Origin of the sequence: Micromonospora sp. NBC_00860, assembly GCF_045207375.1 — a bacterium.
In the GTDB taxonomy this organism is placed as follows: domain Bacteria; phylum Actinomycetota; class Actinomycetes; order Mycobacteriales; family Micromonosporaceae; genus Micromonospora; species Micromonospora vinacea.
Genome location: NZ_CP108825.1, coordinates 1987926 through 2000114 on the forward strand (window position 1 = coordinate 1987926; position 12189 = coordinate 2000114).

The window sequence follows — 12189 nt, forward strand, 5'->3', positions numbered from 1 at the left end:
CTGGACCCAGACAGATGACGGCTACCACCGAGACCAGGATCGCCGCGCTCCGGACCGATCCGGCCCTGTCCCTGCTGCACCGCTCGCTGGACGTCTACTACGGCGATCCCGAGCGGGACGCGAGGATGGACGCCTTCTACTCCCGCTTCGTCAGCAGCGGGGACCTCGTCTTCGACATCGGCTCGCACGTGGGCGACCACATCGGCAGTTTCCGTCGCCTCGGCGCCCGGGTCGTCGCCGTGGAACCGCAGCCGCTGTGCCTGCGTGCCCTGCGGGCGATCTACGCCGACGACAACCAGGTGACAGTGGTCGACGCCGCGTGTGGCGCGCGGCCGGGGCGCACCCGCTTGCACGTCAACTCCGCCAACCCCACCGTGTCGACCGCCTCGCCCGACTTCGTGCGGGCGGCGAAGGGCGCGGGCGGGTGGGAGAGCGAGGTGTGGGATGCCGACATCGAGGTTCCGGTGGTCACCGTCGACGCGCTGATCGAGACGTACGGCGTGCCGACCTTCACCAAGATCGACGTTGAGGGTTTCGAGGACGAGGTGCTGGCCGGCCTGAGCCGCCCACTGCCCGCGCTGTCGTTCGAGTTCACCACCATCGCGCGTGCGGTCGCCGACCGGTGTCTCGACCGCCTGACCGCGCTCGGCTTCGACGGCTTCGACGTCGCGTTGGGCGACGACAAGTCGATGACCTTCCACCGTTGGATGCCCGCGACCGACCTGGCGACGCACCTGCACGACCTGCCGCACGCCGCGAACTCCGGCGACGTGTACTGCGTGTCCGGACACCAGGCGGTCAGCACCGACAGCTGACCTCGGCACTCGTCGCCGCCCGGTCGCGGCCGCAGCCGAGCGGCGACGATCAGATGATCGGCTGCTGGTGGTGGGACGGCGCAGCGGGGGATGATCGACGTTCGTCTCGACGCCGAGCCGAGCCACGCGATCGCGGGGAAGTGGGTGACGCCGATGACCCCGACGCAGCTGCGCGCGTACGTCGCCGTGGTCCGGTTGGGCTCGGTCAAGCAGGCCGCCGCCGAGCTTCAGGTCTCCGAGTCGGCGGTGTCGCTGCACATCGCCCAGCTGCGCAAGGAGTTCGGCGACAAGCTCTTCGCCCGGACGGCGGCGGGACTCGCGTTCACCCCGGGTGGGCTGCGGCTGGCCAGTCGCGCGGCGGAACTGTTGGGTCTTCAGGACCGCACCATGCTGGAGGTCAGCGCCGCGAAGCGAGGCCGACGGTTGCTGCGGGTCGCCGCGTCGAGCCTGTTCGCCGAGTTCGCCGCGCCAGGGCTGATCGAACTCTTCGCGAAGCGGGCCGCCGACCTCGACGTCGAGTTGAGCGTGCGCAACCCGGGGTCGTTCGGGTCGCTGTTGTTGACCCGCGCCGCGGACATCGCGATCGGGCCACAGCCGTCGATCGTCGACAGCGCCATCGGCTGCCGGCCCGTGATGAACTACCGGCTCGTGATCGCCGTCGGTCCGGGCCACCCACTGGCCGGCCTGGCGGCGTCCCCGGGGCAGCTGCGGGAGCAGACCTGGCTGCTCGGGCCGTCGGCCGCCACCGAGTGGGGCGCGGTCCCGGCGTTGCTGCGCCGGCTGGCCGTACCGGACGAGCGGCAGCAGATCTTCCAGAGCCACGCGGCCGCGCTGGGCGAGGCCAAGCGGGGCAAGGGGGTGGCACCAGCCCTGGCGTTCACCGTCGCGCCGGACGTCCGCCAGGGCCAGCTCGCGCAGGTGGTGGGACCGCACGCGACCACGGAGGCGGTGTGGCACGCACAGGTGCTCGCCACCCCCGGTTCGATGTCGGCCGCCGAGGAGCTGTCGCGATTCTCGTCGACGCCGCGGGCGATTCAGGCGATGATGCGCGGCGCGGGCGTCAGCGTCGGCCACTTCCGGCCGTCGGTGCACGTGACGCTCTGGAGCTGACGGGCGACGACCAGCAGATCCTGGAAGGTGCCGGCCGGCAGCATCCGGTCGCAGTAGGGGAGTGCGGCGGCCATGCCGCCGACCCGGGGGGCGAAGCCGGGTGCGCCGGCGCGGGGATTCAACCAGACGACCCGGTACGCGCGGCGGCTCAGCCGGGCCATCACCGCCGCCAGGTCGGCGGGGGGATCGCTGTCCCAGCCGTCCGACCCGATCACCACCACCGCCCCGCGGACGGCCTCCGCGTGGTGGGAGGTGAGCAGGGCCCGCAGGTTCGTGGCGATCCGGGTGCCCCCGTACCGGTCGGTCACGGCGGCGCTGGCCTGCGCGACCGCCTCGGCCGCCGAGGTGTGCCGGAGCACCACTGTGAGCCGGGTCAGCGTCGTGGCGAACGCGAACACCTCAGCGTCGGCGACCACCGCGAACGCTCGCATCAGATGCAGGTACGCGGTCGCCTGCGTCCGCATCGACTCGCTGACGTCACAGAGCAGCACGACAGGGCGGGGCCGTCGTACCGGGCGCGCGCGGACGACCTCGACGGGCTCCCAGCCGGTGCGCCGGGCCCGAGCGATGGTGGCCCGCAACGCGATTCGGGCACCGGCCGAGCCGACGGTGTGCCGCCGGGTGCGTCGGGTCGGCCAGCCAGCGACGGCCGCGCGCAGGGCGTCGCCGAGTTGCGTGACCTGCACGGCGTCGAGTTCGTCGAACGGACGGTCGGCGGGCCCGGTGTGGGCGCTCGGGCGCCGCTCGGGCAGTCGCAGCGCGGTGTCGTGTGCGGATGACTCCCCGACCGCTGGCGGCACTGTCGCCCACGGCAGGCCGCCGCCCGACCCCGCCTCGTCGGTGTCGGCCGGTACCCGGACGTACACGTCGTCGTGGCCGTCGGTCCGGGGGGCGGACCGACGCGACCGGGGCAACGGTGGGGGATCCGCGAAGATCGCCGCGAAGATCCGGTCGAACGCGGGCACGTCGGTGTGCCGTCGCACCAGGCTGATCCGGGCGGTCCAGTAGAGCGACGACATCGAGTCGGGCGGGCTGGCGGCGAGGGCCCGGACGAAGTCGTCGACGGTGGTCAGCCCGCACGGGACGCCGGCTCGGCGCAGCCGCCCGGCGAGCGCCACAGCGAACGCGGCCCGGTCGACGCCGCGCAGCACGACCGGGCTCACCGGCGCGCGACCAACCAGGTGATCACCGCGCCGACCGCGACAAGACCCACGAGCACCGGTACGAGGCGCTTGGTGACCGACCCGCCGGCGATGCTGAGCAGGTCGAGCGCCTCCGGCTCGGCAGTCGGCGCAACACGCACGCCGTCGGCCGACGGCGCGACCGGCGGCGGCGAAGCGGGTCGTGGCGAGACCGACGACGTTCCGTCGGGTGACGGGGTGACCGGTGACGGCTCGACGGGCGAGGGTGCGACAGCGGCGGTGCTGGGCGTGGTCGCGACCGCCGTGGCCGACGCGGCTGAGGGCTCGACCGCCGTGGCCGACGCGGCCGGGGTTGGCTGGGGCGGCGCGGCGGACGTGGCCGCCACGGGTTCGGCGTTCGGGTGCGGGGCCGGCGGTTCGGCGGCCAGCTTGGCCTCCAGGTTGGCGACGAACTGGGCCAGCAGTTTGCCCGACACCTCCTTGATCATGCCGCTGCCGAACTGGGCCAGCTTGCCGGAGATCTTCAGATCCGTGTCCACACTGACCAGCGTCCGGTCGCCGTCCGGCCGCAGGTGGGCGGTGACCAGCGCGGACGCGGTGCCGGTCGAGCGGGCGTCCCGGCCCTTCGCATCGATCACCCCGCGGTACGCCGCGTCGTCCTTCTCGACGAACCGAGCCGTGCCCGCGAACTCCGAGACGACCGGGCCGACCTTCACCCGCACCCGGCCCTGGTAGACGTCGCCGTCGACGCCGGTCAGCTGGGCGCCCGGCAGGCACGGCGCGAGCCCTTCAAGGTCGGTGAGCACCGCCCAGGCCCGTTCGATCGGCACGGTGACAGCGAACTCGTTGGTGATCTTCATGGCTGACTCTCCTGGTAGGCGCCGAGCGCGGCGGCGACCACGGCGCGGTCGTCGGGGGTCTTGGCGATGGTGCCGACGGTGTGCGCCACGCCGTCGGCGGCCAGGTCGGTGACGCCCAGCACGGACAGCGCGCCCACCCAGTCGATGGTCTCCGCCATCCCGGGCGCCTTCTCCAACTCCCGGTGGCGTACGCCGCCGATGAACTGCACGGCCGTCTGGATCAGCGGTTCGGTCGCGCCCGGTACGGCCCGGCGGACGATCTCCACGGCGCGGGCCGGCTCGGGGAAGTCGATCCAGTGGTACAGGCAACGGCGGCGCAGCGCGTCGTGCAGTTCCCGGCTGCGGTTGGAGGTGAGCACCACGACCGGTGGGGTGCGGGCGGTGAAGGTGCCGAGTTCGGGGATCGTGATGCCGGCCTCGCCGAGGAACTCGAACAGCAGCGCCTCGAACTCGTCGTCGGCCCGGTCGATCTCGTCGATCAGCAGCACCGGCGGGACCGGCCCACCGTGGCGTACGGCCCGCAGGATCGGCCGCTCCTGGAGGTACTCGGCGCTGAACAGGTCGGCGTCGCTGAGCCGCGTGTGGTGTGCCTCGGCGAGTCGGATCGCCAGCAGTTGCCGCTGGTAGTTCCACTCGTAGAGCGCCTCGCCGGCGGTGAGCCCCTCGTAGCACTGCAACCGGATCAGCGGTGTCTCCAGCGCGCGGGCCAACGCCTTCGCGGCGGCGGTCTTGCCGACTCCCGGCTCGCCCTCCAGCAGCAGGGGCTGACCGAGGCGCAGGGCCAGGAACAGGGCCATGGCCATGCCGTCGTCGACCAGGTAGTCGACGGCGTCGAGGCGGTGCCGGACGGCCTGGGCGTCCTTCATGCGTCGCCCGCCAGCAGGCGCTCGTAGTCGGCCCGGGTGTCCACGTCGATCGGCACCGGCCCGTCGACTGTCACCTCGGTCACCGGATGGCGTCCGGAGTGCAGCAGCTTCCAGACGGCCTTGTCGCCGTGCAGGTCGTACAACTCGGGCAGCACCTCTCGGCCGAAGCGGAAGGGATGGCCCAGGCCGTCCGCGTACCGGCACACGGCCAGCGGGGTGGTCGCCGCAGCGACCCGGCGGACGTCCACGGCGCGGACGCCGGGCTGGTCGCCGAGGAGCAGCACTAGCGCGTCGGCGCGCGGGTCCACCGCGCGCGCGGCGGTGCGCACAGACGACCCGCAGCCGGTGCTGAACGCCGGGTTCTGCACGACCTGGCACCCGGTCAGGTCCACCCGGTCGCGGATGTCGCCCGCCGCGCCGCCCACTGTGACGAGCAACTGGTCGAAGCCGCACGAGCGGGCCAGGTCGAGGGTGGCGTCGAGCAGCGTCCGCCCCCGGTACGGGAGCAGTTGCTTGGCCTCGCCGAGTCGCACCGATGCGCCCGCGGCGAGCACCACGCCGGTCAGGAACACCTGTCACGCCGCCGTGTAACTCGCGAGGCAGCCGGCGCAGCAGAACCAGAAGTCCTGCCCGTCCACGCGCGCGTGCGGGGTCTCCGCCCCGACCAGCACTGTCATCCCGCACACCGGGTCGACGGCCTGCTGCGGTCGGGCGGCTGGCGCGCCGGAGGCGGGGGCCAGTCCGTCCACCCGGATGGCCCGGACCACCTCACCCATGATCGCCAGAGCGATCTCCGCTGGCGTCCGCGCGCCGATCTCCAACCCGGCGGGGGTGTGGACGCGGGCGCGTTCCGCGTCGGTCAACCCCAGTTCGTCGAGGAGGATCGCGCCACGCTTGCCGCTGGCGACCAGCGCGATGAACCCGACGCCGGCGTCGAGCGCGGCCCGGATCGCCTCCGGCTCGCCCTTGCCCAACCCGGCCACCACGACGGCGGTGCAACCGGTGCTGTCGTCGGCCGCGACGACGTCGAAGTCGAGGAACGCGGCGAGGGTCGCCACTGCGGCGCTGATCGGGGTGTCGCCGACCACGCGCAGTGCCGGCGTCGGCAGCACCGGTCGGAGGAAGACCTCGATCGCCCCACCGGAGTGGCACGGGTTGACCACCACCCGCGCGCCCGGCGTCTCCGGGAACGGGGTCGCGCCCTCCGGCAGCACCCGCAGCAGCAGGGCGGTGCCGTCGCGCAGGGTGTCGAGGGCGGCGGCCCGCACCGAACTCTCCGCACACACCCCGCCCACGAAGCCCTCGATCGAGCCGTCGGACCGGATCACCGCGTCGTCACCCGGTCGGGCCGACGTCGGGTCCTGCGCGCGGACCACTGTGGCGTGGACGAACGGTTCCCGGGTGACGGTCAACTCCCGGGCGCGTTCGGCGATGGTGGTCATCCTCGGCTCCTCAGATCGGCGGCCGGGCCTGGCCGCGCATCGCGTCCCAGACCCGCGACGGCGTCAGCGGCATGTCGGCGTGGCGGACGCCGAAGGGCTTCAGGGCGTCCACGACAGCGTTGACGATCGCGGGCGGCGACCCCACTGTGGCGGACTCGCCCACACCCTTCGCGCCGATCGGGTGGTGCGGCGACGGCGTGACAGTGAAGCCGGTCTCCCAGTCGGGAACCTCCAGCGACGTCGGGATCAGGTAGTCCATCAGGGACGCGCCGAGGCAGTTGCCGTCCTCGTCGAACGCGATCATCTCCATCAGCGCCATGCCGACCCCGTCGGTCAACCCGCCGTGCACCTGCCCCTCGATGATCATCGGGTTGATCCGGGTGCCGCAGTCGTCGACAGCGATGAACCGTCGCACCGTCACCTGCGCCGTGCCGGGATCGATGTCCACCACGCAGATGTACGCGCCGTGCGGATAGGTCAGGTTCGACGGGTTGTAGCAGATCTGCGCCTCCAGGCCACCCTCGATGCCCTCGGGCAGGTCACCCGCGCCGTGCGCGCGCAGGGCGATGTCCTGGATGGTGACGGACCTGCCCGGGTCACCGGCGACGTGGAACGCGCCCTTCTCCCACTCCAGGTCGGCGACGGACACCTCCAGCATCCCCGAGGCGATGATCCGAGCCTTGTCGCGGACCTTGCGGGCGACCAGCGCCGCGGCGGCGCCCGAGACGGGCGTCGATCGGCTGCCGTACGTGCCGAGGCCGAACGGGGTGTTGTCGGTGTCGCCGTGCAGCACCTCGATGTCCGCCGGGGGAATCCCGATCTCCTCGGCGACGATCTGCGCGAACGTCGTCTCGTGCCCCTGACCCTGCGACTGCACGCTGAGGCGTACCACGGCCTTTCCGGTCGGGTGGACGCGCAGCTCGCAGCCGTCCGCCATGCCCAGCCCGAGAATGTCCATGTCCTTACGCGGCCCGGCGCCGACGGCCTCGGTGAAGAACGCGATGCCGATGCCCATCAGCTCGCCCCGGGCCCGCTTCTCGGCCTGCTCGCGGCGCAACTCGTCGTAGCCGGCCATCTCCATCGCCAGCCGCATCGTCGGCTCGTAGTTGCCCGAGTCGTACACCCAGCCGGTCTTCGTCGTGTACGGGAACTGCTCCGGCTGGATGAAGTTCTTCAACCGCAGCTCGGCCGGGTCCATGCCGAGTTCGTCGGCGAGGCAGTCGACGATCCGCTCGACCAGGTAGACGGCCTCGGTGATCCGGAACGAGCAGGCGTACGCGACGCCACCGGGCGCCTTGTTGGTGTAGACCGCTGTCATCCTGCAGTAGGCGGCCTCGATGTCGTAGCTGCCGGTGAAGACCCCGAAGAAGCCGGCCGGGTACTTCACCGGGGCGGCGGTGCCGTTGAACGCGCCGTGGTCGGCCAGCACGTTGGTGCGGATGCCGAGGATCCGGCCGTCGCGGGTCGCGGCGATCTCTCCGCGCATGATGTAGTCCCGGGCGAACCCCGTGCTGATCAGGTTCTCCGAGCGGTCCTCCATCCACTTCACCGGCTTGCCGGTGACGATCGAGGCGACGATCGCGCAGACGTACCCGGGGTAGATCGGCACCTTGTTGCCGAACCCGCCGCCGATGTCCGGCGAGATCACCTGGATCTTGTGCTCGGGCAGGCCCGCCACGATGGCGTAGAGGGTGCGGTGCGCGTGCGGGGCCTGGGTGGTCGACCAGAGCCGCAGCTTGCCGTCGACCGCGTCGTAGTCGGCGACCGCCCCACACGTCTCCATCGGCGCCGGGTGCACCCGGGGGTAGACGAGGTCCTGACTGACCACCACGTCGGCGCGGGCGAAGACCGCCTCGGTCGCCGCCTCGTCGCCGGTCTCCCAGTCGAAACAGTGGTTGTTCGTCTTGCCGTCCAGGTCGTCGCGGATCAGCGGCGCGTCCGGCGCCAACGCCCGGCGTGCGTCGATCACCGGGTCGAGCACGTCGTACTCGACGTCGATCAGCTCCAGCGCGTCACGGGCCGCGTACCGGTCCTCGGCGACGACGAACGCCACCTCCTGGCCCTGGAAACGCACCTTGTCGGTGGCGAGCACGGCCTGCACGTCGTTGGAGAGCGTCGGCATCCAGGCCAGGTTCTGCTGCGCCAGCATCGCCCCGGTCACCACCGCCCTCACCCCGGGCGACGCCTCGGCGGCGCTCGTGTCGATGCTGACGATCCGGGCGTGCGCCACCGGCGACCGGAGGATCGCGAGGTGCAGCATGCCGGGCAGTTGGACGTCGTCGACGTACCGGCCACGACCGCGCAGGAAACGCGGGTCCTCCTTGCGCAGCATCCGGCCGTACCCGACGGGCTTCTGGTCGTTGTCGTGGAACGTGTCCACGCGCTCGTGCACGGTGGTCATGCGACGGCCTCCGCGGGCTGGCCGGCGTTGTCGATCTCGCCGGCCTCGGACGATTCGGTGGTCTCGGTGACCTGCGTCGCGGCCTGCGCCTCGGCCACGGCGGCCCAGCGGACCGAGCGCACGATGGTGGCGTAACCCGTGCACCGGCAGATCTGACCCGAGATCGCCTCCCGGATCTCCGTCTCACTCGGGTCGGGGTTGCGGTCGAGCAGCGCCCGCGCGGTCATCATCATCCCGGGCGTGCAGAAACCGCACTGCAGACCGTGGCACTGCATGAACCCCTGCTGGATCGGGTCCAGCTCGGCGCCCTTGGCGAGGCCCTCGACGGTACGCACCTGGTGGCCGCCGGCCATCGCCGCGAGCACCGTGCACGACTTCACCGGCTCGCCGTCGAGCCAGACCACGCAGGTGCCGCAGTTGCTGGTGTCGCAGCCCCAGTGCGTGCCGGTCAGACCCAGCACGTCGCGCAGGAAGTGCACCAGCAGCAGCCGGGCCTCGATCTCCCGGGTGACCTCGACGTCGTTGACGGTCATGGTGACCTGCATGCTCAGCTCCTCGCCCGTTCGACGGCCCGGCGCAGGGTCCGCCGGGTCAGCTCGGCGGCCAGATGCCGCTTGTACTCCGCGCTGCCACGCTGGTCGGTCACCGGGTCGCAACTGTCCGCCGCGATCGTCCCGGCCTGCTCGTAGAGGCTCTCCGAGGGTTCCTGCCCGCGCAGCGCCGCCGAGATCGCCGGGATGCCCGTGGTGTTGGGCCCGACGGCCGCGAGCCCGACCCGGGCATCGACGATCGCGCCGCCGTCGAGCCACACCGCCGCACCGGCCGACACCACGGCCCAGTCGCCGGCCCGGCGCTCGACCTTGGCGTACGCGCTGCCACAGCCGGGCCGTACCGGCAGCCGGATCTCGACCAGGATCTCGTCGTCCGCGACGGCCGTCTCGTACGGCCCGACGTGGAACTCCTCCATCGACACGACCCGCTCCGCGCCGCCCGGACCACGGATCACGCACCGCGCGTCCAACGTCGTGCAGACCGCCGACAGGTCCTCGGACGGGTCGGCCTGGCACAGCGAGCCGCCCAGCGTGCCCCGGTTGCGCACCACCGGGTCGGCGATCACCCGTTCGGCGTCGGCGAAGATGGGGAACGCCGCCGCCAGCACTGGCGATTCGAGCAGCTCCCGATGCCGGGTCAGCGCACCGATGCGGACCTCGTCGGGGCCCGCCTCGACGTAGCCCAACTCGCCGTGCAGGTCGTTGATGTCGATCAGATAGTCGAAGTTGGCCAGCCGGAGCTTCATCATCGGCAGCAGGCTGTGCCCGCCGGCGATCAGGCGGGCCGTCCCGCCCAACCGCTCCAACAGGCTTATCGCATGGTCCACACTGGTGGCTCGCTCGTACTCGAACGGTGCCGGCACCTGCATGTCGCACCTCCGCATTCCGGCAAAATCTCTGCCCGGTGGTGGTCAAAGTCAACGGCGACCTAAGCAACTGCTTAGGTCGCCGTTGACGGTGCCGTGGGGGCTCGCGGATCGTGCGGCCATGCGGGACATCGTCGACGGGCTGACGACCTGGCGTGCGGCCGGCGTCGCGTTCGCCGTCGCGACCGTCGCGCGGACCTGGCAGTCCGCGCCCCGGCAACCCGGTGCCGCGATGGCCGTCTCGGTGCACGGTGAGGTGCTGGGCAGCATCTCCGGCGGCTGCGTCGAGGGCGCCGTCTACGAACTCTGCCGGACCGCGATCCGAACCGGCGCGGCACACACCCAGACCTACGGCGTCAGCGACGACGACGCGTTGGAGGTCGGCCTGACCTGCGGTGGCACCATCCAGGTCCTGGTGCAACCGAGCGTCGCGATGACCGAGCTCGACGAGGTCCTCGCCGCGATCCGCGACGGCCGCCCGGTCGCCACCGCGTCGGTCGAGAACGCCCAACTGGTGATCTGGCCCGACCGGGTCGCGGGCAGCCTCGGCGCACCCGACCTGGACGACGCGGTGGCCCGGCAGGCGACCGGGATGCTCGCCCTCGGCGTCACCGGCACGATCCACCTGGGTCGGCAGGGGCAGCAGCGCGGCGACGAGGTGGCCGTGTTCGTCCAGTCGTACGTGCCGCCACCCCGGATGATCATCTTCGGTGCGATCGACTTCGCCGCAGCGATGGCCCGGATCGGCACGTTCCTCGGCTACCACGTCACGGTCTGCGACGCCCGCCCGGTGTTCGCCACCCGTGCGCGTTTTCCTGACGTCGACGACCTCGTCGTCCGCTGGCCGCACGTGTACCTGGAGTCGACGACAGTCGACGACCGCACCGTGCTCTGCGTCCTGACCCACGACCCCAAGTTCGACGTGCCGCTCCTCCAGGTCGCCCTCCGCAGTTCCGCCCGCTACATCGGCGCGATGGGCAGCCGGCGTGCGCACGACGACCGGATGCGCCGGCTGCGCGAGGCGGGCGTCCCGGAGAGCGCGCTGGCCCGCCTCTGCTCGCCGATCGGGCTGGACCTGGGGGCGCGGACGCCGGAGGAGACGGCCGTGGCGATCGCCGCCGAGATCACCGCCCAGACCTGGGGCGGCTCGGGCCGCCCGCTCAGCGACCTGGCGACCCCGATCCACCACACCTGAGACGCGCGTGCAGCCGTCCGGATGCATGCCGAAGGGGAGGCCCTAAATCATGGAGAGGATCAGCGCGGTGGAGACCGCCAGCTCACGATCGAGCACCTCGTCCCGGGGGATGAACACCATCGCCTGCCCCTCACCGACCACCACGTCCTCCTGACGGGCCGTGGTGGTGCCACGGAACACGTGGACGGTCACGGTGTGCGGAAAACCCGCTTCGTACGGGCGCGGTCCGTTCCACAGCGGGTGCAGCTCACCCGCCGTCAGACCAGTTTCCTCCAGTAGTTCGCGGCGGGCCGCCGCCTCCGGTGACTCGCCGGGCTCGACATGGCCACCCGGCAGGCTCCACTGGCCCGGCGAGACGACCGCGTCCTCGTCGCGGTGCTGCAGCAGCACCGCGCCTGACGGATCGACAAGCAGCACGAGGGCGACGCCATAGGTGGCCATGACGAGACCGTGCCACGTCGGCGGGAGCATGTCGACGACGATCCCTCACGGCGCACCGGATCGAATAACCTCCACGGATGGACCTTGACGATCTTCCGCTTGCCGAGTTCGCGTTTCCGGGGCCGCTGCGCGACAAACTCGTGGGCGCGATCCTGTCCAGGGCGAAGACATCGACGACCGGCCTGCTGGCCGGGTACGAGCGCGCCAACGAGCCGCTGCCCGAGGTGGGCCAACTGTCCGCCGTGGTGGACTCCGCCGGCCGGCGGGTCGCCGCCATCGAGCTGACCGACGTACGGGTGGTCCGGCTCGCCGACGTCGACCTGCCACACGCCCTGGCCGAGGGGGAGGGCGACGAGTCGGTGGCGCAGTGGCGTGCGGGACACGAGGGGTTCTGGCACAGCGCCGACGTGCGCGCCGAACTGGGCGACCCGGACTTCACGGTGAACGACGACACCCTGGTGGTGACCGAACGCTTCCGGCTGGTGCACGTCGTCTGAGCG

At 72.0% G+C, this 12189-nt stretch carries 13 protein-coding genes; 4 read left to right on the top strand and 9 right to left on the bottom strand.

Translation table 11 applies throughout. The features are described 5' to 3' along the window. The first annotated feature begins 14 nt into the window (after positions 1–14). Both OH804_RS08990 and OH804_RS08995 read left to right on the top strand, forming a co-directional pair. Positions 15–815 (top strand): FkbM family methyltransferase, encoded by an 801-nt coding sequence (locus OH804_RS08990; RefSeq protein WP_406064239.1) that lies wholly within the window; start codon positions 15–17, stop codon positions 813–815. 90 nt (positions 816–905) lie between these two features. Further along, positions 906–1925 carry a LysR family transcriptional regulator gene (locus tag OH804_RS08995; RefSeq protein ID WP_231392681.1) on the top strand — a complete coding sequence of 340 codons (1020 nt, stop codon included), beginning with the start codon at positions 906–908 and terminating at the stop codon, positions 1923–1925. Here OH804_RS08995 and OH804_RS09000 read toward each other — a convergent pair. The 8 genes from OH804_RS09000 to OH804_RS09035 are packed head-to-tail and all read right to left on the bottom strand — an operon-like array spanning position 1850 to position 10056. Further along, positions 1850–3088 (bottom strand): vWA domain-containing protein, encoded by a 1239-nt coding sequence (locus tag OH804_RS09000; RefSeq protein ID WP_406064241.1) that lies wholly within the window; start codon positions 3086–3088, stop codon positions 1850–1852. The genes OH804_RS08995 and OH804_RS09000 overlap by 76 nt on opposite strands. Next, complete coding sequence (locus OH804_RS09005; RefSeq protein WP_406064243.1) at positions 3085–3927, bottom strand: SRPBCC domain-containing protein; 843 nt, start codon at positions 3925–3927, stop codon at positions 3085–3087. The genes OH804_RS09000 and OH804_RS09005 overlap by 4 nt, the downstream gene beginning before the upstream one ends. Beyond that, positions 3924–4793: an AAA family ATPase gene (locus OH804_RS09010; protein WP_406064245.1), complete on the bottom strand. Its 870-nt coding sequence runs from the start codon at positions 4791–4793 to the stop codon at positions 3924–3926. Before OH804_RS09010 ends, OH804_RS09005 begins: the two co-directional genes overlap by 4 nt. Continuing rightward, positions 4790–5365 (bottom strand): NTP transferase domain-containing protein, encoded by a 576-nt coding sequence (locus tag OH804_RS09015; protein WP_406064247.1) that lies wholly within the window; start codon positions 5363–5365, stop codon positions 4790–4792. The genes OH804_RS09010 and OH804_RS09015 overlap by 4 nt, the downstream gene beginning before the upstream one ends. A 3-nt stretch (positions 5366–5368) precedes the next feature. Then, positions 5369–6235: an XdhC family protein gene (locus tag OH804_RS09020; protein ID WP_406064249.1), complete on the bottom strand. Its 867-nt coding sequence runs from the start codon at positions 6233–6235 to the stop codon at positions 5369–5371. Positions 6236–6245: 10 nt separating this feature from the next. After that, positions 6246–8636, bottom strand: a complete 2391-nt coding sequence (locus OH804_RS09025) for an aerobic carbon-monoxide dehydrogenase large subunit (protein ID WP_406064251.1) — start codon at positions 8634–8636, stop codon at positions 6246–6248. Beyond that, positions 8633–9181, bottom strand: a complete 549-nt coding sequence (locus tag OH804_RS09030) for a (2Fe-2S)-binding protein (RefSeq protein ID WP_196923546.1) — start codon at positions 9179–9181, stop codon at positions 8633–8635. Before OH804_RS09030 ends, OH804_RS09025 begins: the two co-directional genes overlap by 4 nt. Before the next feature lie 2 nt (positions 9182–9183). Next, on the bottom strand, positions 9184–10056 hold the full coding sequence (locus OH804_RS09035; RefSeq protein ID WP_196923545.1) for a xanthine dehydrogenase family protein subunit M: 873 nt from the start codon (positions 10054–10056) through the stop codon (positions 9184–9186). A 118-nt stretch (positions 10057–10174) separates the two neighbouring features. Here OH804_RS09035 and OH804_RS09040 point away from each other — a divergent pair, with 118 nt between their 5' ends. Further along, complete coding sequence (locus OH804_RS09040) at positions 10175–11248, top strand: XdhC family protein (protein ID WP_406064254.1); 1074 nt, start codon at positions 10175–10177, stop codon at positions 11246–11248. A 42-nt stretch (positions 11249–11290) separates the two neighbouring features. On the opposite strand, the gene OH804_RS09045 is transcribed toward OH804_RS09040, so the two are convergent. Further along, entirely contained in the window at positions 11291–11689 is a 399-nt protein-coding gene (locus tag OH804_RS09045; protein WP_406064256.1) for an NUDIX hydrolase, read from the bottom strand. A gap of 77 nt (positions 11690–11766) precedes the next feature. Here OH804_RS09045 and OH804_RS09050 point away from each other — a divergent pair, with 77 nt between their 5' ends. Further along, the gene (locus OH804_RS09050; protein WP_406064258.1) at positions 11767–12186 is read left to right on the top strand and encodes an ASCH domain-containing protein; all 420 of its coding nucleotides are present in this window, start codon (positions 11767–11769) and stop codon (positions 12184–12186) included. The last annotated feature ends 3 nt before the right edge of the window (positions 12187–12189 follow it).